The organism is Bacillus sp. LSHTCR4, from assembly GCF_057197025.1.
On record NZ_JBXUNO010000001.1, the window covers coordinates 1918481 to 1941184 of the forward strand.

The window sequence follows — 22704 nt, forward strand, 5'->3', positions numbered from 1 at the left end:
CATAAAGGAGTGAACTGTATGTTAAAAGCGAATGAAAATGACTTCTCCTATCGCTTCGGTGATAACGGGCCGAAATATTTAATACAAGGGCCGAATATTGACCTTGGCCTTGTTGTCATTCAGCCTGGGCAAGAGTTTCAAAACCATTATCATACGACGTGCGAAGAGGTCTTTTATGCATTAGAAGGTGAAATAGATTTCTATGTGAATAACGAAAGAGTTCCAATTAAACAAGGTGATGTCCTGCAAGTTCGTCCTCATGAATCTCACTATCTTATTAACCATTCTGACAAACCTTTTAAAGCAGTTTTTATTAAGTCACCACATTTAGCAAGTAAAGATACGGTACAAACGGAAAATCCAACATTAACGAAGGAGTGATTTCGAATGACTTGGGGATTTAAAAATCGATTAAATACAATTTTACCTGATGGCAGAGCGGTTATGTTAGCAATAGATCACGGCTACTTTTTAGGACCAATTCATGGGCTTGAACAGCCACTTGAAACAGTTAAAAACTTACTTCCTTATACGGATTCTCTCTTTTTAACGCGTGGTGTACTTAGCTCCTGCATTCCTGAAAACTGCAGCACACCGATGGTTATGCGTGTATCTGGCGGAGCTACTGTCGTCGGAAAAGACTTAGCAAATGAAACAATTGTTACACCTGTAAAAGAAGCGGTAAAACAAAACGCAATTGGCGTAGGTGTATCTGTTTTCGTCGGATCAGACTATGAAACACAAACAGTTACAAATCTCGCAAATGTAGTTTCGGAAGCTCACGATTATGGTCTGCCAGTACTCGGCATTACCGCAGTTGCCAAAGAACTACAAAAACGGGAAGCTCGCTTTCTAGCACTTGCTTCCCGTGTATGCGTCGAAATGGGTGCTGACATTATTAAAACGTATTATTGCGAAGGATTCGAAAAAATTACAAGCACATGCCCTGCCCCAGTCGTAATTGCTGGTGGACCAAAACTAGATTCAATTGAAGATGCATTAAACATTACGTACAACGCACTGCAAGAAGGTGCAATCGGAGTAGATATGGGCCGAAATATATGGCAATCTGAACATCCAGCTGCGATGATTCAAGCAATACATGGTATTGTGAAGAATGGATTGAATGTGAAAGAGGCGCTAGAATTATATGATGATGTAAAAAACTAAGATAATAGATAGACTATTACACTTAAATAAATACAAAATCAATATTTACTATAAGGAAAAGCCCATATGTAACATATGGGCTTTCTTTTACATTTTTAATTGTTCGAATCTAATTAGATTTCTACAGATCGCGTACGTTCCAAACAATTTCACCGCGTTCGCCAAACGTACTGTGATGCCGCTTAAATCCTATCTTTTCTAATACCCGGAAAGACGCAGTATTCCAAGCGCCTACTGTTGACCAAAGTCTATGGCGCCCCGTAGCAATCGCAGCCTCAAGTACTGCTGATGCTGCCTCTGTCGCATAACCCATGCGATGAGCACTTCGGAACAACTCGTATGCAATCTCTGGCTCTTCAAGCGTAGAACGACCGATAATTAAGCCACAGTATCCGATGAAATCGCCTTCGTCTCGTCTACGAATCGTGAGAAGAGAAATGCCATTTTCAGCTGCTTTCTTGCGCATTTCGATAAGAGAACTACGAACAGATTCAATGGTTGGCATGTCCACACCACGTTCACCAATTAATTTCCTCAGCCAAACTGCATCAGATTCCTCCCACATATTCAGATCGAGTCGTTCCGTTTTCAGCTGGAACGCCATATCTTTAAATACGGATGTCATAGCGGTAACCTCCTATTTATATCACTGTACTACTTATAATAGTTTCGTACTGTACCATATGGGAAACCTGCTAGATTCTCTAGATTTTTTTGCATTAAGATACATTATTGTTATTTTATGCATAAGTAATTTCTTTGCAAAATAGACCTTGTTATGAAACTTCATTTTAAATCTACAATATTTGATTTATAAATGATTTTAGGTTTTCACTGAATTTTTACATTTAAAAATGTATCATTATTTCTTTTTTGTTAAAATAAAGAAAAGGAGGAATAATTATGCGAAGAATGAATTTTGAACGTCCTACTGATTATTACAATGAAAGATTATATACTATCGATGAAAAAATTTGTGCACTATTAAAAGAACGAAAAGAACTTTCAGATGGTAACCCAGGTTTTCCTCATGATGAAGCGATTTATAATTGGGCAAAGCAATACGAATTTTATCCAGACTATCTACATTCACTATTCTCTTCCATGATGGACGAAGATGAATTTAAACCTCGTGTCGAACCAACTACATTCAAAAAACATATACCTGTTTTTAAAACGTATGAAGATAAAGGTATCATGTATACCGTAACTTTTATTCGGCAATATGCAAATGCTAGTGTAATTTATTTATATAGCGATTGGGATTCCACGAATGAAGTTAAGCCTCATAGTTTCTTCCAATTATCAATAGATGATACATATGACTGCTGGTCAGAAGGTGGTGGCGGCACTGATGGACATATGAGTCATCATTTCGTTGTATCTCCTGCCCTTCCTGATAATCTGTCTGGAATAAGTTTACGATTTAAAGAACTCGATATGCCGTTTAAGAAAAATCAAGCTATGCTTGAATTTGAAATTCAGATAGATTAAATAAAGAAGCTATCTCACAAGTCATATTCCTAACTAAACCCCGCTTATTTTTCACCTTTTATACACCTTAAAAAAACAAACAAACAAAATAATTAAGCCCCTTTCCAAACTGGATAAGGGGCTATATTACATCTTCAAACAATTACTCTTGTTAATTGCTATTGAATTTTCTTACCATCTTTATAGTCAAGGCAGGACACTTCAATTAACAATCCGTTAAACATTGTAAAATAAAAACCGTAACTACTACCTCTCATAGAATACGGTGCCTTTTCTATTTCAATGCCGCCAGCTACTAAACGATTATATGCTTGATCAACTTCATTTGATGTATCCACTAAAAAACCAATATGAAACGCTTCAGGATACATAACTTCCTTATTCCCCTTAAATGCTTTTGGATCGCTCAGCACAAGTATAAATCCACTTTCATCACTCAGCACTACTAGTGCCTTTCCCTTTTGCTCCAAAAATTGAAAATCAAAAAATGTTTCAAAAAAGTGTCTCGCTTCTGATAAATCATCCACACATAAATTCAAATGATTTAACTTCATTCACTCATCTCCTTTTAAGCAGAAGGTATGTAGACATATTTTCATAACACTTAAATATGTAAGATATTCAAGCGTTCCATCTAAGACTATGCTTTATAGTCTAATACTTTTCTCCATAGCCTAGAACGTTTTTTTATGACTGTAATTACATATACTGTTCGACGTGAAATATTAATTTACCTATATAAAATAGCCTCATTATTTATTTTCCAGATTGTGTAGAACCCACTCAATTAAGACAATTGCTGAAGGGATTCGCTCTGTTGTATCTCCTAAAAATAGCTTATTAAGTAACTCGTCTAAATGAATTGGTTTATTCGGCAGTGTTTGAATATATCTTAAAACAGACCCAGCTGGCGGTACTGGCTTATTATTAATAGTCCATATCCCTTCTAACAATGTCCAAGTTGAAGTTTGAACTATGTATGAAGCTTTTAACTCATCATTTGCTTTTAAAGCAGATTGAATTTTAATTAACGAACTATGCAACCAATGAGAAATGCCCTTCATTTTGTCGCTAGAAACACGATAGTTTTCAAATTCATATGTAGCTATTTCCTTTAACTTTTTTAGCTCACCGCTTTTATCAAACAAAATTTTCCCTTCTAGAAATGAGTATAGTTCCATCGGATTGTTTTTAAAGTTTACTTGAATTTGATTAAAATCCGCACTCTTATATTCAACTAAAATATCTTCTCTCGTTTCAGAATGAAATTTCTTCTTTTGTCCTTCTTCCAAAAGAATATAGAAGTCTAAATCAGATTCAGGATATGCATCGCCTCTTGCGACAGATCCAATTAGCATGAATCCATTTACTTTATCTCTAAATAAATATTCATTTAAAATTGTTTGTACCAATTTTTTATGTTTTTCATTTGTAATGAATGAAAAACTCTCCATCATTTCCATCCCCCATTACTACAAAAAGAGGATACATGTTAGCATCTACAACATGTATCCTCTACTTATATATTACGACTGCTGATAAGCCGCTTTTGATGATTTCACATAATAAACTGCATGATCAACGTTAATAATATGATCTGGTTTTGGTTTACCGCGGCTCGCTCTATGTCCCGCTAAGTGTTCTTCACTTGTTTCCCAGTTTTTCCATGCTTCTTCAGATTCCCAGCGAATCATAACGACTACTTCTTCGTCGCCGCGTCTTACTTTTTTCACAAGAACACTTAAGTCAATAAAGCCTTCAAATTTTTCAATAATACCTTCTCCAGTAAAACGTTCTACAACTATATTTGATGTACCTTCTTTTACTGTAAATGTTTTCGTTTCGATAAACATATATCCCACTCCTTCATTGTAATACGAATACTACCATTATAGTTGATTATGATAATTATTTTCAATTATAAAATTTAAATTTTTCGAATTATGCTGTTTTCTCTTCTATCGCCTCATCTAAAAATTTGAAATATGGGAGTAAGATTCCGATTAAAGAAGTGACACATATAATTGAGCCGATAATAAAGTATAGTGCTCTTACTCCCCACATTTCACTCAATATGCCCCCTACTAACACACCTAACGGCATAGCGGATCGTATGAAAAATAATCGCACTGAAAATATTTGTCCTATCATATTGTTCGGAACTGACTGTTGGCATATCGTTGTGTTATAAACATTGAAAAAGGCAATACAAACACCTGCAACTATTTCAATTATTATCGCCATTACAATACTGTGGTTAAAACCTAGCGAAATGTATGTGAGTCCCCCGATAAACAATCCTCCAAGCATAAGTATACGCCTGCTTTTATATGTTACTTTTCCGACTAGTATAGATCCAACTACATAGCCAAGTGGGAATCCGGCCATAAAATAACCAAATTCCGCATATCCCGCTGACAGCTCGTCTTTTATATAAGGAAGATTTGTAACCATCGTTACCCCAACTCCAAATTGCACGAAAGTAAGAAATATACCGAGCCAAACGATGATTGGTTTTGTAAAAAAATATGTAAAACCGTGAAGAAACTGTCCAAGCCACGTTTTCCGAATAGGTTGCGACGTTCTATTTTCTTTTATATAAAGTAAGAAAGCACCACTAACAAATAAACAAATGCATACGAAAGATAATGTAAATTCTGTTCCAATGAAATGAATGACTACTCCACCTAATACTGGCGCAAGAAACATCATAAGGCGAGTCATTCCATCAATGTACGCATTCGCATCTTGAAGTTGTTCTTTCCTTACAATGCTCGGTGTAATGGCTTGACTTGCAGGTGTATAAAGTGGTGTAATAAGTCCCACTACAATTTGAACAACATAAATGTGCCAAACTTCTATACTACCTGAAACTAGCATCACTAAAGGTAATAAAAATACGGACGCTCGTATCCATTGTGAAAATATCATAATCCACTTCCGGCTCCATTTATCAATAAATGGGCCGCTGATTAATTGCAGTATGAGTGATGGGATGAAATATAATAACCACATACTACTTAAAGCCATTTCTGATCCTGTTAACTCATATACTAGAATTGAATTACATAACGTTCCGAAAGCCCCTCCTAATTCTGAGATTGCACTACCAATCCACATAAAAAAAAACGAACGATTTTTCAATACATTTTTCAATTTCATACACCAACTTTTCTTTTATATTCCTCCCTTTATGTACATTCTCGTTGTTAATTATCTATTCAAAAACATATCTAACTCTTTCGCTAAAGACTGTACTGCTTTCTTTCTTAATACATATTTTCCATCGTGTATATCCACTAACTTCGCTGCACGTAACAATTTCAAATGGTGGTGTACAGTCGATTTACCAAGTTGCAATCTTTCTGTAATTTCCTGCAATGTTCGTTCTTTTTCGAACAACATTTTTACAATGCGTAACCTCGCTTCATCTCCAAGAGCTTTATGTTTTTGAACTAAAAAATAATTCGGTTCATATGGATCTTCAGGATGGATACTTTCGTTTGCAACTGGATAATGAAATACTTTCGTATCTTCAATATCCGCCTCAATATTCCACGGTCTGTACGTCATTTGCGGAATAAGAAGTACGTGATGAACACTTGGCTCTGGCATATAAATAACGCCACCTGTAGCCCACTCGACAAACTCTTCTAGTTTCATCTTTTTCTTCATTTCAATCTTTGCTTCATAATCTCGTTTTAATATAGAACGTATTTCTTCTTCCTCTTTCTGAATCACGCTCTCATACCACCCTGTCATAACAGCAATTAAATGAGATTTCAGCACTTGTACATCAACATCACATATAAAACGAATATAAGTAGAGAAAAACGCATGATCCTGCGTTAATTCCTTTAGTTCATGTATTGCAGTTGCATCTCTACTTGCGGCTAAACGTCTTTTCGTTTCATATTTCTCCCCTAAAAACGGTAAACATGTATACTTCAAACCTTCTTCTGAAAGTGAATCGATTGTAGCATGAAACTGCGATACATCCTGCATGTCTTCTTCATACAACACTTGAAGTAATGCTTTCCACGTATTATGTTCTTCGACAAATTGTAAGTGCTCTCTCATTTCTTCTGTTAATGATTTCTTAATTTCTTCCCATTCATTTTGACTCTTTTCCAGTGTATCAATTAACCTCTTATGAGTAATTGCTGCAATGCCAAGCGCACATTCGAAAAGTATCGAATATTTCACTTGAACGTTATAAGTTTCCCTTTTTCTACTTGTTATGTGATAGACCTCCATTTTTATCCCTCCTTGTTTGCTATATATTAAATTCTATTTTTATCGAATTTTACCTTCTATATTTCTAGAATTACATTACAATTTTAAAAATACTTTAATCAATGAGCAAATAGAAAAGGTTTATACTCTTTTTCATTCTGACTCAATGAAAACCTTGATTATTAAAAATGAAGTTTTTTCATGGCTCTGTTATACGTTGCATTTCCTTCTCTTGTTCAGCTATTGAGAAGGTTTATTGAAGAGAAAAGAGAATTGATTTTATGAAGAAAAATGAACAGGAGGCTATACGAATGGGAAGAAAAGAAATGTTGCAAAATGGAGTCCAACAAGTTTTCTATAAAGAAGAATGGTACCCACCAATATCAGAAGCGTTAAAGAATCTTACGGCTGAACAAGCATGTTGGCAACCAGAAGGTGCTGCCAGTAATACGATTTGGGAAAATGTGAACCATTTATTAGTCTTTAAAGAGCGCCTACTTTCCCGCTTACATGAAGATGACACATTTGTTGCTCCACAAAATAATGATGAGACGTTTATCCAAGGTGGACCTAATGATGATGACGCTTGGCAGCAAACAGTGAAATGAACGCTTCAAGTACATGATGCCTTACAATCTTCATTAACCTCCCTTCAAGAAGCAGAACTAGATCAACCAAAGCCTTCTCTACCAATTTGGCAACAATATATGAATATCTTTTTGCATGATGCTTATCATACAGGACAAATTATACAACTTCGGAAACTTCAAGGTTCATGGCCAACTCATCGTTCTTATTTATAAGCGATGTTTACATTTGCTTACGTTTAACATGAAACAAAACAATTGAAAATAGCTACTTGTTTTGTAATTACTGCGATTGCTCAAAATAAAGCAAATTAAAATACAGGAATCCCAAACATCATTTACCTTCTTCATAACTTCTGATCATAATCCAAATTTGGAAGAATAGAGGCTTTTTTATATACAAATAATAAGCCTCAAGGAGTTGTTGACATGTATTTCATATTAAATATGTTAGGGATTTTCGTTGTCATATTAATCGTTTACTTATGTTCGCCTAATAAAAAACATATAAAATGGAGACCAATTATAATTCTCATCCTATTGGAGCTTTTTATTACGTGGTTTATGTTAGGCACGAAGCTAGGCAGTATTATCATTAATAAAATAGCATCATTTTTCAGTTGGCTACTGGCATGTGCGAATGAAGGTATTCGATTTGCATTCCCTTCAGCTATGGACAGTCCACACATTGATTTCTTCTTTAGCGCATTACTTCCTATCATTTTCGTTATTACTTTTTTCGATATTCTTTCTTATTTCGGAATCTTAACTTGGATTATTGATAAAGTGGGTGCAGTTATTTCAAAGATTTCTCGTTTACCAAAGTTAGAAAGTTTCTTTTCGATTCAAATGATGTTTTTAGGAAACACGGAAGCACTTGCGGTTGTTCGTGATCAATTATCTGTTTTAAAAGAAAATCGTCTGCTGACTTTTGGAATTATGAGTATGAGTAGCGTCAGCGGATCCATTCTTGGTGCCTACCTATCAATGGTTCCAGCAACTTATATTTTCAGCGCAATCCCATTAAACTGTATTAACGCATTAATCTTAGCCAATGTATTAAATCCTGTGGAAGTTTCGAAAGAAGAAGATGTTGTTTACACACCTTCCAAACATGAAAAAAAGGATTTCTTTTCTACTATTTCAAACAGTATGTTAGTCGGGATGAATATGGTTATCGTTATTTTGGCTATGGTAATTGGATATGTAGCTTTAACTGCATGTTTAAATGGGATTTTAGGATTTTTTGTAACAGGTTTAACAATTCAAAAAATCTTCTCCATTATCTTTAGTCCTTTCGCTTTTTTACTCGGTTTATCGGGTAGTGATGCTATGTATGTAGCTGAACTAATGGGGATCAAAATAACGACGAATGAATTTGTTGCCATGATGGATTTAAAATCAAACTTAAAGTCGTTACAACCGCATACGGTCGCGGTTGCAACAACCTTTCTTGCTTCTTTTGCTAACTTTAGTACAGTAGGTATGATTTACGGAACTTACAATTCATTATTTGGCGGAGAAAAATCATCAGTCATCGGTAAAAATGTTTGGAAGCTTCTAGTTAGCGGAATGGCTGTTTCCTTATTAAGCGCTATGCTCGTTGGGCTTTTTGTATGGTAAATAATTTTAAAAATAAAAGACACCCAAACGAAAATTGAGTGTCTTTTATTTTTATTTTCGAATTTGTCCATTACCACGAATCACATATTTTGTAGAAGTTAATGCTGGAAGCCCCATTGGTCCTCTTACGTGTAGCTTTTGTGTACTAATGCCAATTTCTGCTCCAAATCCGAATTCAGATCCGTCAGTAAAACGAGTTGATGCATTATGATAAAGTGCCGCCGCATCAACAGATACGAAAAATTTGCTGACGTTTTCCTCGTTTTCTGAAATAATCGCTTCAGAATGCATAGATCCATGCGTATTTATGTGATGAATCGCTTCTTCTATAGAAGAAACTACTTTAACTGCTAGCGTGAGAGATAAAAATTCTGTCCCCCAGTCTTCTTCTGAAGCAAGTACAATTGAAGAATCCAATGCCAATGCTTTTTGATCACCACGTAGCTCCACGCCTCTTTCCTTCAAAGAAGAAAACAACTCGCTACCATATTGCTGTGCCCACTTCTCATGAAGTACAATCGTCTCAATCGCATTACATACAGATGGTCGCTGCGTTTTTGCATTTATAATAATATCAATTGCCATCTGCTTATCCGCTGTTTCATCAATGAAAATATGACAATTTCCCGCACCTGTTTCAAGTACTGGAACAGATGCTTCTCTCACTACTGTATCAATTAATTGTTTACCGCCTCTTGGAATAAGAACGTCTAGATAATCATTCATTGTAAACAACTGCTTTGCGCTATCTCGCGTTGTATCTTCTATAAGCTGTACACTTTCTTGAGGTAAACTTGTCTGTTTGAGCGCTCTGTGAATAACGGCAACGATCGCTTTATTAGAATGAATAGCAGAAGAACTACCACGTAATATGACTGCGTTTCCTGTTTTCAAACAAATTGTAGCAGCATCCACCGTCACATTCGGTCTTGCCTCATAAATCATGCCAACAACACCAAGTGGTACACGCATCTCCTGAATAGATAATCCATTTGGCCTTTCCCATGCACTTACACGTTCTCCTACAGGATCACGTAATTCAATTAGCTGCTTAATCCCCTCTGTCATATCAATAATGCGATTTTCAGTTAACATAAGACGATCAAGGAGTGAATCAGAAAATCCTTTTGCCTTACCTTCTTCTATATCCCGTTTGTTTTCCTCTAAAATATAAGCTGTTTCACTTATTAATTGATTTGCAACCATAGCAAGTGCTTCGTTTTTTTGATTTGTAGATTTTAGTACAAGTTCCCTAGCAACCTCTTTCGCTCTTTTCCCCTTTGCCAGCACTTCATTCATTTTTATTTCCTCCTTTTTAAGGTTAAAAAAACTATATTCTTAAAGTGAAACCCAATGATCCCTATGGATGACTTCATAATTATGCCTTTCGCCTCTTGCTTGAATATCTTGGCTTTGCATACCTTTTACATCTTTTAGTTCCTCAGCACTATATGTGCATTGCCCTTTTCCAATTACATGCCCTTGTTGCGTCATTACTTCTACGACATCGCCAACTTTGAAAAATCCTGACACATTCGTAACGCCAGCAGGAAGAAGACTCTTGCCATGCTGAATGATAGCTGTAGCTGCTCCGGCGTCTATTTCAATTTGTCCGCTAACAAGCGAATGCAAGGCGATCCATTGCTTGTTCATCTTCATTTCTTTTTGAGGGGCATTTCCGACATACGTTCCGTCACCTTTCCCCTTCAAAACATCTACAAATTTCTCTTGTCCACGTCCTGTTCCGATAAATACACTTACTCCAAGAGAGAGCGCCGTCTTTGCAGCATCAATTTTTGATTTCATACCGCCAGTCCCAAGTTTTGAACCAGCATCTCCAGCAAGAGAAGCGATTTCTTCTGTAACTTCCGGCAGGAAATAATATTTTTTCGCATCCTCATTTTTTTGAGGATTTTTGTCATATAAACCGTTCACATCTGTAAAAATCATAAGCATATCCGCCGAGACAAGTCCGCTTACTAAAGCTGACAGCATATCATTATCACCGAACGTTAGCTCCTCTAAAGAGATGGAATCATTTTCATTAATAATCGGAAGAGCAGAACGGTTTAGTAACTCTCCTAAAGTAGCGTAAGCATTACTATATTGTTCTTTTCTAGAAAAATCACTTCTCGTCAGCAAAATTTGCGCAGTAACGATGCCATATTTACGGAATTCCTCCGTGTACGCCTGCATTAACAAACTTTGTCCGACAGCCGCAGCAGCCTGTTTTCCTTTAATTGTTACAGGTCTGCTAGGATATCCTAGAGCAGAAAAACCTGCAGCAACGGCCCCAGATGTAATTAACAAAACTTCATGCCCTTCCTCTTTCAATCGAGCTAATGCGGCAACATGATCTGAAAGTTGTTCTTTAGAAATGCCTCCATGACTATCCGCCAAAGAACTGCTCCCAATCTTTACAACAATTCGTTGTTTTTTCACTTTTATATCCCCCAAGTCTAAAATCAAAGTTTTTTTACATTACACTTTTATTCATACAGTTTGCAGCGATTTCTATTCTTATGAGTGCTGCACCTAGCCTATTTAAGAGCAAAATAAAAATGACCGCTTCGCCCTTCATAAAATAAAAAGGACGAAACGGTCATTGTTCCGCGGTACCACCTTAATTGATATACATAGATATCCACTTGGCGCCTATAACGCAGGCGAACGCCTAAACTTTCATTTAAGACTCAGGGATAGGTTCGATATATTCTATACGAGGAATCTTTCAGCCGGTGAATTCCACTCTCTTTCGCAAGAAGACATATGTACTATTTCCCTTCAACGATTTTCGGTTTAATTTTTTTATATTATGCGATATAGTTCGATTTGGTGTCAAGAGGTATTTTTAAAAATAAATAGAGCTGCGAGTTACTTGTATGAAGTTATTGCCCTACTGAATGAAAATACAAATTGATAAAAGTTCAACTCATATTTATAAACATAACCCTTACATTATAGTGTATATATTTACATAATGTCGAATATAAATTTTTTATCTTTTCATGTTGCAAAAAGGAATATATTCTCTTAGAATGTTTCTTTATATTGCACAGAGATGTTATTGTTATATCAAGATAACAATTTCAAAATGATATAATTTATTAAAAAAGGAGCAAGATTGAGTTATTATGGATAAACAAATTGGATTCATCGGATGCGGAAATATGGGGATGGCTATAATTGGCGGGATGCTAAATAAACATATAGTATCTTCAAATCATATCATTTGTTCAGATTTAAACACGACAAATTTAGAAAATGCTAGTGAAAAGTACGGAATAACTACAACTACTAACAACAATGAAGTCGCTAAAAAGGCTGATATTTTAATTTTATCAATTAAACCAGACTTATACCCCTTAGTAATTAACGAAATTAAAGAAGTGATAAAAAACGATGCTATCATCATTACGATCGCTGCTGGTAAAAGTATTGAAAGTACTGAAAATGCCTTTAATAAAAAATTAAAAGTTGTAAGAGTAATGCCTAATACTCCTGCTCTTGTTGGAGAAGGAATGTCTGCATTATGCCCGAATGAAATGGTGACAGAAAAAGATTTAGAAGATGTGCTAAACATTTTCAATAGTTTTGGTCAATCAGAGATTGTAAGTGAAAAGTTAATGGATGTTGTAACATCTGTAAGTGGTTCTTCACCAGCATACGTATATATGATTATAGAAGCGATGGCAGATGCTGCTGTACTAGATGGCATGCCAAGAAATCAAGCATATAAATTCGCTGCTCAAGCAGTATTAGGCTCTGCAAAAATGGTACTAGAAACAGGAATACATCCAGGTGAATTGAAAGATATGGTTTGTTCTCCTGGCGGAACAACGATAGAAGCTGTAGCAACTTTAGAGGAAAAAGGCTTACGAACAGCGATCATTTCAGCTATGCAACGTTGTACACAAAAGTCTGTCGAACTATCTGGTCAAACGAAAAAGTAAAACTATAAAAGAGATCACGTTAGTTATGAATTTAATTAGAAATGCACTACATGATAAACGGCCAAACTCGAATTTACTTGAGTTTGGCCGTTTTAGTTGTTAATTATATTAAAATAATTTCACTTTTCCCTTCCCTACTATACTTGTGTAATTTTATTAGAAACAAGTAATTTTTCAATGCAAATCGGTAACATGTCTAATAGCGTTTCAAATGCGTAATTTACATCTAGACGTTCTGTCCATTGATGTGCATCTTTTCCTACCGGTCCCATATTTAAAACTGGAACATCAAATTCTTCTAGTTCCTGAAGTGGAATTGAGTAACCTTTATCCCATAATGGCATATTGTCTACAAGTGAACTCATTGAATCTAATGGATTCTGTAAGCCCACATAGCTCAAATCTGAAATTCCTCCAAAATAGTTTTGGTTTTCAAATGTAATATTATGATTGAAGTGTGCATACTTTTCCATTTCTCCAACTACTTCTTTAATTAACTGGTTGTTGCGTGAACTTACAGCTGGATAATATGGCGGAGCAAAGAAAAGTACAATCATCGGCGCCTTTTCTTTACATAAGATGGCTAATTTATCAACTAAATCAATCGTTACCGCACGATCATCTTTATCTTCTCTATTTTTTATAATGCTAGATTGAATTTCATTTATTTTCTCTTGCCCATGTTGTTCAATTGCATATGCGATAAGCTCTTCATACGTTAATACATTTACTTTGAGGTTAGGTGGTATGAATGGATTATATTTAGAAAAACGATATGCATGTTTTTCATACGACTCTTCTATTTTCTCTGCTACTTTCGTTACTTTTTGACGTAACAATGAAACGACATCTGTCATTGATTTTTCTAATAAAAACAAATTAAATAAAGTGACTGCACGATGCGGAATTTGTACAGAATAATCCTCCTTTAAGTCCCTTTGAAGTAAGTTAGTTGGCGGAGGACTCGCTTCCCCTTCTACAATATCACAAAGATCTGTATTTAACTCTAATTCTGCTGTTATTAATGAAGCCATATAACTCCCATTTAAGCCTGCAAAAGGTTCACCTACATGTGTCTCTTTTCCGTAGCAAAGAAAACCAGGTAGCACCTTACCAATAGAACCAGTATAAATATATTTCTTTTGATCACCAGGGTGCCTTGAAAACATAGGCTCTGAATTTAGTACCGTTTTATACTCTAAATCATGTTCTCTTACTAACTCTAGTAATCTTGGGACAGCAGCTCTCATTCCTACAGAGTTTACTTCTTCATCTGGTACAGCCAATAAAAGAACATTCCCATCAAATCTTCCTTCACAAGCTTGCTCAATCATTGCCATTTGTAACGTGAGGCCGCATTTCATATCCATTGTTCCTCTACCAAACAGCCAATCTCCATGTTCTATATCTTCACGTACATAGTCTGGAAGTTCATCTTTATGAGAATAAAACATAGATGTTAGCTTTTTAGGATTGAATGCATCTTCTTTCCACACTCCGTAATCTTGTACATCTACAACATCAAAGTGACTTACTAGAATTACGGTATTTTTTGTACTATCGCTTTTCTTTACTAGTGCTGTAACAAAATATCGTCCGTCCCCTGTCGGATTTTTTTGCAAATGGCGTGGATTTTCTTTGAAGTACTGTAAATCAGATAATTGTTCCACAACGAAGTCTGGCAATATCACTTCAGCTTCTGTACCTGTAATACTAGGAATTTCAACAAGACTGCTTAATAATTGAATCAATTGTTCTTTTGATTGCCACTTTGACATATAAATCCCCCTATTTTTCCGCATTATGAAAATGAATTCCAGTATATGAATAAAAAATGACGACAGTTATCAAATTTATAGTTCTGATGTACTGCCGATTTTTATTGATATTTCATGAGCTGCTTGTTTCACCTTACTAATAAGAAAAGAAAGTCGATCATCATTAATGCGATGACTAATTAACCCAACACTTAATGCTCCTACTACTTTATGATTAAATCCGATAATAGGTGCAGCTACTGAAGCTGTCCCTTCTGTTTTTTCTCCATAACTGACAGCATATCCTTCGTTTCTTATTTGCTTTATTTGATCAAGAAGAATTTGCTTTTGTTCTGGTAAAGCAGAAAGTAGCTGCTCAACAATATATTCCATTTCATTCTGTTTCATATTGGCAAGCATCGTTTTATTTGCGGCACCAATTGAAAGTGGAATTTGTTCCCCTAGGTTATCGATAACTCGAATTTTTAAAGGACTATCCATTCTTTCAATGATAATAGAATGTGTTCCATTTGGAATGTTCAAATAGACACTTTCTTCTACTTCAGAAGCCAATCGCTTCATTACTTCTCTTGCGACTGATCTGTAGTCTACCTTCTCCAATTGTCGTAATCCTATTTCCATCCACATTGGTCCAATTTTGTACTGTTTCGTCTCTGAAATTTGCGTAACTAGCCCATGCTCGATTAGAGAGTTAAGTAATCTATGTACTGTACTAACTGGGAGATGTGTTCTGTCCGCTATATCAGAAATGGCCCAATACTCTTTTTCATTAGTAGAATTTAATAACTTTATAATACTTATCGCTCGATCAATGGACTGTACCATAACTCACCTCTACTTCACTTGTAATATGTTAGTACGCTCAATTACCTATCAATTTAACAAAAATTCGAAATGAAATCAATCCATTTATTCAATTTTCTAAAAACAAAAATATGCTGCGAACAATAATTTGAAAGCGTAAACAAAAAAATATTGACTTTTCTTTTTAATTATCTGAAAATTATAACAAGATTTCACATCACGGAATACATTCCATAATACGGAAAAACATCAAACTTTATTCTATCAACTACGAAAGTGAGGAAAACAATGGCGCAAGTAAATAATACAAACAATGAATTAAAACGTACGATGAAAAGTAGACACTTATTCATGATTGCACTCGGTGGTGTGATTGGAACGGGGTTATTTAACGGATCTGGCTTTATTATAAGTCAAGCTGGGCCTGGTGGATCCGTACTTGCCTTTATGGCCGGTGGATTATTAATGTATTTCGTTATGCTATGTCTTGGTGAACTCGCTGTAGCCATGCCCGTTTCGGGGTCTTTCCAGGAATATGCCACTAAGTTTATCAATCCTGCAACTGGCTTTACAATCGGATGGTTGTATTGGTTAAGCTGGGCGAATACGACCGGCCTTGAATTTACAACTGCCGGCATTACAATGCAGCGCTGGTTTCCTGATATTCCTGTTTGGGTTTGGTGTTTAATATTTGGCGTTACAATCTTCACGATTAACGCACTATCTGCTCGTAGTTATGCAGAAACAGAATTTTGGTTTTCAAGTATAAAAGTATCTGCCATTATCGCTTTTATTATTCTTGGCGGCGCCGCTATGTTCGGTTTTATTGATTTAAAAGGCGACGAACCAGCTCCACTATTTTCAAATTTCGTAAATCATGGTGGTTTATTCCCAAATGGACTTGCCGCTATTCTTTTAACAATGGTTACTGTCAATTATTCCTTCCAAGGCACAGAACTTGTCGGAATCGCAGCAGGTGAAAGTGAAGATCCAGCAAAAACTTTACCTCGTTCTATTAGAAATATTATATGGCGTACGATGTTTTTCTTCGTCTTAGCAATCTTTGTTCTTGTTGCTTTAATTCCTTGGGAAGAAGCAGGATTAACAAAAAGCCCGTTCGTTGCTGTTTTTGATAATATCGGCATTCCATATGCGGCTGATATTATGAACTTTGTTATTCTTACTGCTGTTCTTTCTGTCGCAAACTCAGGACTGTACGCGGCAACTCGCATGCTTTGGTCATTATCCAAAAATGAAATGGCTCCAGCCTTTTTAAAGAAATTATCATCACGAGGAATACCTCTCAACGCTTTAATTATGACAATTGCTATTTCTGCTTTTTCTCTTTTGACAAGCGTAGTAGCTGCTGAAACGGTTTACTTATGGCTAATTTCCATTTCTGGAGTTATCACAATCATTGTTTGGATGTCAATTTGTGTCTCTCAATTCTTTTTCCGTAAACATTATGTAGCAGACGGTGGAAAATTAGAAGACTTAAAATTTAAAACTCCACTTTATCCACTCGTACCAATTCTTGGTTTTGGATTGTATGGCATCATATTAATCAGTCTTATTTTTATCCCTGAACAACGACTAGGAATCTATTGCACTGTACCATTTATCATCTTTTGCTACACATACTATCACTTTAAAGTGAAAAAAAGAATTGCTACTAACACTCATAGTGAAACTAAAATTAGCGAGACTATGTAATACTTTTTATATAAAAGACCGCACATGGCTTTCACTTCATGTGCGGTCTTTTATCATACTAATTCGCTTTAAAATTATATAATGGCTTAATAATGTGCTTTATATCTATTGTTTCTTTCGTATTTTCAATAATTTCATCCATTGGCTTATATACCATTGGTGCCTCATCAATTGTGCTCTCTACTACCGATGTAGTCCAAACCTCTTTCATCGTATTTTGGAAGTCCTCTAGACTCAATAATTCTTTAGCCTTCTTACGACTCATGATACGTCCTGCCCCATGCGGACCAGAAAAGTTCCAGTCTGGATTACCTTTTCCAAATGCAATAATTGAACCATCTCTCATATTAATTGGAATAATGACTCGTTCATCTTTCTGAGCTGAAATAGCACCTTTTCGTAGAATCATATTTTCCATGTCAATATAGTTATGTATTGTAGTAAATTGATCAGTTACTTTCCAATCCATTTTAGTGACAATTTCATCAATCATTGCTTTACGATTAAACTCAGCATACTTTTGGGCTATATTCATGTCATTCATATAATCTTTGAATCCTTCTCCTTCTAAATAAGCTAGTTCTTTACGAATCTGTGGCTTCTTAATTCCACGTAAAGTTTCTTGTATTTCTTTTTCTCTCCCCTCTTTAGTTAATCTCTTTATAATCTCATCCTTCATTGATGTAACATGAATTAGTTGTTCATACGCGAAGTTCTGATAATACTCTGCTATTTGTTTACCTAAATTACGAGAACCACTATGAATGACAATATATACATTTCCTTTATCATCTTCATTTAATTCAATGAAATGATTTCCTCCTCCAAGAGTACCTATACTTTTTTGAGCTCGTTGTAATGTATATGGGGCCTTCACACCATCAAAATCAATCATTTTTGAGAATCGATGTTCTTTATCTCGTATACGAAAACCGCTTGGAACAAATTTACGAATTGTTTCGTCTAAGTAATCAAAATTAATTTCTTCTTTTTTCTTATCAATCACAACAACTTCCATACCACAGCCAATGTCTACCCCCACAAGATTAGGAACGATTTTATCTTGTATTGTCATCGTTGTCCCAATCGTACAACCTGCTCCTGCATGTGTATCTGGCATAATACGAATTTGACTATCCTTTACGAATTCTTGGTTACAAAGATCAATAATCTGCCCAGTTGCAGTTTCATCAACGTTAGTAGTAAACACTTTCGCTTCATTGTACTTCCCTTGTAATTTCAACATCTTTCATGTCCCCTTCCTTTTGAAAGAATTTTTTTATTACGTTGTATGTGTTCTTATGATTACTATCATCCATCTGTTACTTTACATTATATATGTATTATAGCGTTACAATAATAAAAAATTATAACGGTCTAATTCGTTTACATAACATATTTATCGTCTCTTATCATTTGTACCGACACATGATTATTTCAATTTACCCTTAATATCGGTCATCTATTTTTAAAACAAAAACTCCCCTTAAATCGAAAATGATTAAGGGGAGTTTTATATAAGATAAAATTATAGTTCAGATTTCACCCGAACAGAAACATTGTTTTTAATTATATTTTTAAATTCTTTAAAGCTAACAAAATTGTTACTTTTCTCATCCCAAAGACGGAAACGGAGTGATCGTAAGCTTGTAGCAAGTGTAATTGTTGGTACATTTTTTAACGGAAGCGTGTTATTGTGTGCCTCTTCTAGTTTATAGTTAGGTACTCTTGGACTTAAATGATGGACATGATGGAATCCAATATTACCCGTTAGGAATTGCAATATTTTTGGAAGTTTATAAAATGAACTTCCTTCCACTGCCGCTTTCACATATTCCCAATCTTTATCTTCTTCAAAATAAGAGTCCTCGAATGTGTGCTGTACGTAAAACAGCCAAATCCCTACTGAACCTGCTATTAAGAATATCGTACCATGTACGAACAGAAACGATTGCCACCCAATTGCCCAGCAAAGTATCGCTACTACAGCAACAATTATAATATTCGTCAAATACGTATTCATACGTTCTTTCTGTCTTGCACCTTTTCGATTAAATCTATTTTTAAGCAAGAAAACATAAATCGGACCTAATCCAAACATAACGAATGGATTGCGATATAAACGATATGCTAAACGAAGTCTAAATGGTGCAGCTACATATTCATCGACTGTAAGCGTCCAAATATCTCCTGTACCTCTCTTATCTAAATTACCACTTGTAGCGTGATGAATTGCATGATCATGCCCCCATTGATCAAATGGGAATAACGTTAACACACCCATACATGTCCCTACTATTCTATTTGCACGTCGACTTTTAAAGAATGAATAATGGGTACAATCATGAAAAATAATGAAAATTCGTGTCATAAAACCAGCAGCTAACAGAGATGGAACTAATGCTAACAGATAAGAAACGGACAAACTTTTATAAGCAAGGTACCATAAAATAATAAACGGCACGACTGTGTTAATAAGTTGCCACACACTTTTTTTAATTGTTGATTTTTCATAAGGGGCAACTTGTTTTTTTAAATTTTTAGTTTTTTCTAATGTCATTTTTCTAATTCCCTTCCTTTTTGTTGCTAATTCATATTATAGCATACTATTAGTAGCAGGTGTTAAAAGTAGATGTAATAAATATTATATACTATAAAAATCTCTTTTTTCTTACTCAATACTTACAAATTACTTACGTTCAAAATAGCGCTATAATTGGACAGATTGAACATTTTATTTATCAAATGAACTGCTACAAACTTTTTCATAAGCAGAAAAGAGCTGCTATACGTCGGTTTCACCGATGTATAGCAGCTCCTCTTCATTTCATTTTATTTTATTTTATCGATGGATCCAAACTGCACCTGCAGACTTGTCTTCAGCTTGACCTACTACTTCAAACTTCAATCCTAGTTTCGGCAACTTACGTCCGGCATCTGGAATAACGCTGTTGATGTATTGCTTAGAATCATCAAATTTTGCAACGCCTGGTAATCCTTTATAGTCAAAGATACCGCGAGTTGGTGAATTTACTTTCCATGCTGGCGTTTGATCAAATGAGAATGCCGCATCGGCAATTTGATAACGCGTACTGCTCTTCACAGTAGGTTGTCCGTTTAATGTTCCTACGATTGCCTCTGGATGAGAATCTACTACTCCAAGGAACCCTTCACCTGGATGAACGCCTACCCAGTTATCTGTAAAGCTTTGATCCGCATACCATACAACCATTCCTGTATTAAATACTGGACCACGTGCATATTGTAATGCAGTGTCAGAACCAGCGTAATTTCTCCACTCTACATAGTAATTATGTTTTTTCTGTTCAAATCCGTTAGACACAGTAAATCCTTTTAGTGTCATTGCTGGCTGGCCTTCTGCGTCATCAGAGAAAACAACTTTTCCATCTACAGTTAATGCTGCATTGTCTAACGCAAATCCTTTATAAGCTACTGCAATATCTGTTACATACTCAAATTGCAGTTTTACTTTTTTTCCTTTGAATTGGCTTAAATCATATGATTTATCAACCCACTTACCATCAGTTGTATCCGCGCCGCCTTTTACATCTTTTTCGCCCATTCTATCAATGCGTGTCTTCGTTCCATCTTCTGCAATCGCATATACGTCAAGGAAGTCATACTTCGCTTCCAGTTCATAAAATGCCTTATAATCAAACTTAGCATCTGTTGCAGTCGTTAAGTCAAATACTGGTGTCTCAAGTGTTGTATGAATGTCATTTCCTTTCGTGCTGTAATAAAACTTCTTACCAAATGCGGACTCAATATTTTTTATATCTTTGTCTGGCAAGTTAACACGAATGATTCCTGGTCGTTTTGATTTTGTCACACTTTGATCTAAATACGTTGCAGTACCGATTCCCGTGCGAAGTTTATCATAATCTACCTCAACAATATTCGCCCAGTTCCCCTTCATATTTTTTTGGAAAAACTCTTTATTTTGCGGTGAGAAACTTGTTGGCTCTGTACCTGCAATTTTTCCAGCCCAGCTACCGCCGCTCATTAGGGACCATGATTCAACTGGTTCACCTTGTCCTGAATACTTTGTATCATATTCATCTGGTAAGCCTAAATCATGACCATATTCATGTGCAAATACACCAACCGCTCCGTCTTCAGGCTCAATTGTATAATCGTATGCAGCCATCTTTCCGCCCCAGTTCGAAACAGAAGATTTTGTACCATCAATCGCATATGGCTTCGATCCTAGTTTTGAACGATGAGACCAAATCGCATCATCTTTCAATTTACCACCGCCAGCTTCTTGACCCACGCCTGCATGTACTACCATTAAATGATCAATGATTCCATCTGGCTCATTTTTATTTCCATCACCATCTTGATCATATTGATCAAATTGATCATAATCAGCTAAATTAATACCTTTTGCTACCGCTGCTTTCAATGCTTCTTTCACAAAATCTTTTGGGCCTAAAGGACCTTTATTGTCATGACCAGTTCCCGCATCAGCACCATAATCTGACGCTTTTCCTGGAACAGTAAGCCATTCCGTTACAGTTCCATCAACTGTGTAACTTCCGCCAGATTGTTCTTCATAATACTGTTTAAATGTATTAATTTTCGATCCATCAAATAATGTAAATGGTTCATCACCAAATAACATTTTTTGATAATGTTCACGATTAAAGTCCTTAGAATACATATAACCCGGTTCTTGATCAATATTATTATGCTTAAAATCGCTAAATTCTACGAGTAACACAAGTACTTTATCTTTTCGAACAGCCCCATTGTACTCAGCTTGCTTCGCTGGTGTAGTCGGTACTTTTCCATTTAATTTTCCTGGGTTCAATCCTGCACCTTGCCCAGCTACTGGTCCTACTTCGGGCTGCTGCGCTTGTTCATTTTCCTTCATTTTTGCATCTTTTACTTTTTTCATAAAATCTGAAGCTTCTTGCGTAAGGTTATCTCCTGTCAAGATTTCTTTCCCAGGGTTTTCCCCTTTCTTTTTCTCAACATAATTTTCGACAGCCTTTGATGTCTCAGCTTGTGATGCAGATTGATCAATTACTCCCCTTTGCTTCAGCGCTTCTGCCAATCGCTCCTCTGGTATTAAATGCTCATCAATTGGTAGAGATGGTGGCGCATCAGCATACGCTGCATGACTTCCAAAAGCAAATGTACTACTTAGCACGGCTGCTGTTGTTAATACCGCTAAAGGTTTTAATTTCTTTTTCTTTTTCAATGTATTTCCTCCCCAGTGTCTGCAAATTATCGTTTTTTGCCGATAGCAACATAATATTCGTTATAATACGAATATTCAATCTTTTTAAAAGGGTAAAATGTTGAGAAATATTTTTTCTA

Annotated in this window: 19 protein-coding genes, 1 pseudogene and 1 other annotated feature; of the genes and pseudogenes, 7 read left to right on the top strand and 13 right to left on the bottom strand. The window is 35.6% G+C overall.

Features of this window, described 5'->3' with window-relative positions:
* Window positions 1-18 precede the first annotated feature (18 nt).
* Window positions 19-381, top strand: coding sequence for a cupin domain-containing protein (locus tag AC2CGR_RS09935; RefSeq protein WP_087964490.1), 363 nt, complete (start codon window positions 19-21; stop codon window positions 379-381).
* Window positions 382-387: 6 nt separating this feature from the next.
* Window positions 388-1170, top strand: a complete 783-nt coding sequence (lsrF, locus tag AC2CGR_RS09940; RefSeq protein WP_000219782.1) for a 3-hydroxy-5-phosphonooxypentane-2,4-dione thiolase — start codon at window positions 388-390, stop codon at window positions 1168-1170.
* 121 nt (window positions 1171-1291) lie between these two features.
* Here the strand turns inward: lsrF and AC2CGR_RS09945 are convergent, their stop codons facing one another.
* Window positions 1292-1795, bottom strand: coding sequence for a GNAT family N-acetyltransferase (locus tag AC2CGR_RS09945; protein WP_029438749.1), 504 nt, complete (start codon window positions 1793-1795; stop codon window positions 1292-1294).
* A gap of 278 nt (window positions 1796-2073) precedes the next feature.
* Here AC2CGR_RS09945 and AC2CGR_RS09950 point away from each other — a divergent pair, with 278 nt between their 5' ends.
* Window positions 2074-2664 (top strand): hypothetical protein, encoded by a 591-nt coding sequence (locus AC2CGR_RS09950; protein WP_131102443.1) that lies wholly within the window; start codon window positions 2074-2076, stop codon window positions 2662-2664.
* 158 nt (window positions 2665-2822) lie between these two features.
* Here the strand turns inward: AC2CGR_RS09950 and AC2CGR_RS09955 are convergent, their stop codons facing one another.
* The 5 genes from AC2CGR_RS09955 to AC2CGR_RS09975 all read right to left on the bottom strand — a co-directional run bounded on the left by AC2CGR_RS09955 (window position 2823) and on the right by AC2CGR_RS09975 (window position 6921).
* A complete protein-coding gene (locus AC2CGR_RS09955; RefSeq protein ID WP_087964492.1) occupies window positions 2823-3218 on the bottom strand; it encodes a VOC family protein in 396 nt (131 codons plus the stop codon).
* 198 nt (window positions 3219-3416) lie between these two features.
* Window positions 3417-4121, bottom strand: a complete 705-nt coding sequence (locus AC2CGR_RS09960; protein ID WP_087964493.1) for a nucleotidyltransferase domain-containing protein — start codon at window positions 4119-4121, stop codon at window positions 3417-3419.
* 69 nt (window positions 4122-4190) lie between these two features.
* Complete coding sequence (gene hmoA / locus AC2CGR_RS09965; protein WP_000469503.1) at window positions 4191-4517, bottom strand: heme-degrading monooxygenase HmoA; 327 nt, start codon at window positions 4515-4517, stop codon at window positions 4191-4193.
* 88 nt (window positions 4518-4605) lie between these two features.
* Window positions 4606-5826: an MFS transporter gene (locus tag AC2CGR_RS09970; RefSeq protein ID WP_087964494.1), complete on the bottom strand. Its 1221-nt coding sequence runs from the start codon at window positions 5824-5826 to the stop codon at window positions 4606-4608.
* 51 nt (window positions 5827-5877) lie between these two features.
* Window positions 5878-6921 (bottom strand): ArsR/SmtB family transcription factor, encoded by a 1044-nt coding sequence (locus tag AC2CGR_RS09975; protein ID WP_484480783.1) that lies wholly within the window; start codon window positions 6919-6921, stop codon window positions 5878-5880.
* A gap of 290 nt (window positions 6922-7211) precedes the next feature.
* Between AC2CGR_RS09975 and AC2CGR_RS09980 the strand changes: the two are divergent.
* Window positions 7212-7703, top strand: a pseudogene (locus tag AC2CGR_RS09980) (DinB family protein).
* A 213-nt stretch (window positions 7704-7916) separates the two neighbouring features.
* Window positions 7917-9110 (top strand): NupC/NupG family nucleoside CNT transporter, encoded by a 1194-nt coding sequence (locus AC2CGR_RS09985; RefSeq protein WP_087964496.1) that lies wholly within the window; start codon window positions 7917-7919, stop codon window positions 9108-9110.
* 51 nt (window positions 9111-9161) lie between these two features.
* Here the strand turns inward: AC2CGR_RS09985 and AC2CGR_RS09990 are convergent, their stop codons facing one another.
* Entirely contained in the window at window positions 9162-10409 is a 1248-nt protein-coding gene (locus AC2CGR_RS09990; protein ID WP_087964497.1) for a glutamate-5-semialdehyde dehydrogenase, read from the bottom strand.
* Window positions 10410-10448: 39 nt separating this feature from the next.
* Window positions 10449-11552, bottom strand: a complete 1104-nt coding sequence (proB, locus tag AC2CGR_RS09995; RefSeq protein ID WP_087964498.1) for a glutamate 5-kinase — start codon at window positions 11550-11552, stop codon at window positions 10449-10451.
* Between the two features lie 144 nt (window positions 11553-11696).
* Window positions 11697-11907: a binding site (T-box leader), on the bottom strand.
* A gap of 337 nt (window positions 11908-12244) precedes the next feature.
* Between proB and proC the strand changes: the two genes are divergently transcribed.
* Window positions 12245-13063, top strand: a complete 819-nt coding sequence (proC, locus tag AC2CGR_RS10000) for a pyrroline-5-carboxylate reductase (protein WP_087964499.1) — start codon at window positions 12245-12247, stop codon at window positions 13061-13063.
* Between the two features lie 137 nt (window positions 13064-13200).
* On the opposite strand, the gene AC2CGR_RS10005 is transcribed toward proC, so the two are convergent.
* The gene (locus AC2CGR_RS10005; RefSeq protein WP_484480784.1) at window positions 13201-14841 is read right to left on the bottom strand and encodes a M20/M25/M40 family metallo-hydrolase; all 1641 of its coding nucleotides are present in this window, start codon (window positions 14839-14841) and stop codon (window positions 13201-13203) included.
* Window positions 14842-14916: 75 nt separating this feature from the next.
* The gene (locus AC2CGR_RS10010; RefSeq protein ID WP_029438759.1) at window positions 14917-15666 is read right to left on the bottom strand and encodes an IclR family transcriptional regulator; all 750 of its coding nucleotides are present in this window, start codon (window positions 15664-15666) and stop codon (window positions 14917-14919) included.
* A gap of 267 nt (window positions 15667-15933) precedes the next feature.
* On the opposite strand from AC2CGR_RS10010, the gene AC2CGR_RS10015 reads away from it, so the two are divergent.
* Window positions 15934-17358 (top strand): amino acid permease, encoded by a 1425-nt coding sequence (locus tag AC2CGR_RS10015; protein ID WP_087964501.1) that lies wholly within the window; start codon window positions 15934-15936, stop codon window positions 17356-17358.
* A gap of 58 nt (window positions 17359-17416) precedes the next feature.
* Here the strand turns inward: AC2CGR_RS10015 and AC2CGR_RS10020 are convergent, their stop codons facing one another.
* The 3 genes from AC2CGR_RS10020 to AC2CGR_RS10030 form a co-directional block, all read right to left on the bottom strand.
* Complete coding sequence (locus AC2CGR_RS10020; RefSeq protein ID WP_087964502.1) at window positions 17417-18604, bottom strand: RtcB family protein; 1188 nt, start codon at window positions 18602-18604, stop codon at window positions 17417-17419.
* A gap of 282 nt (window positions 18605-18886) precedes the next feature.
* The gene (gene desA / locus AC2CGR_RS10025) at window positions 18887-19918 is read right to left on the bottom strand and encodes a Delta(5) desaturase DesA (RefSeq protein WP_131102445.1); all 1032 of its coding nucleotides are present in this window, start codon (window positions 19916-19918) and stop codon (window positions 18887-18889) included.
* Window positions 19919-20200: 282 nt separating this feature from the next.
* Window positions 20201-22585 carry an immune inhibitor A domain-containing protein gene (locus AC2CGR_RS10030; protein WP_131102447.1) on the bottom strand — a complete coding sequence of 795 codons (2385 nt, stop codon included), beginning with the start codon at window positions 22583-22585 and terminating at the stop codon, window positions 20201-20203.
* Between the last annotated feature and the right edge of the window lie 119 nt (window positions 22586-22704).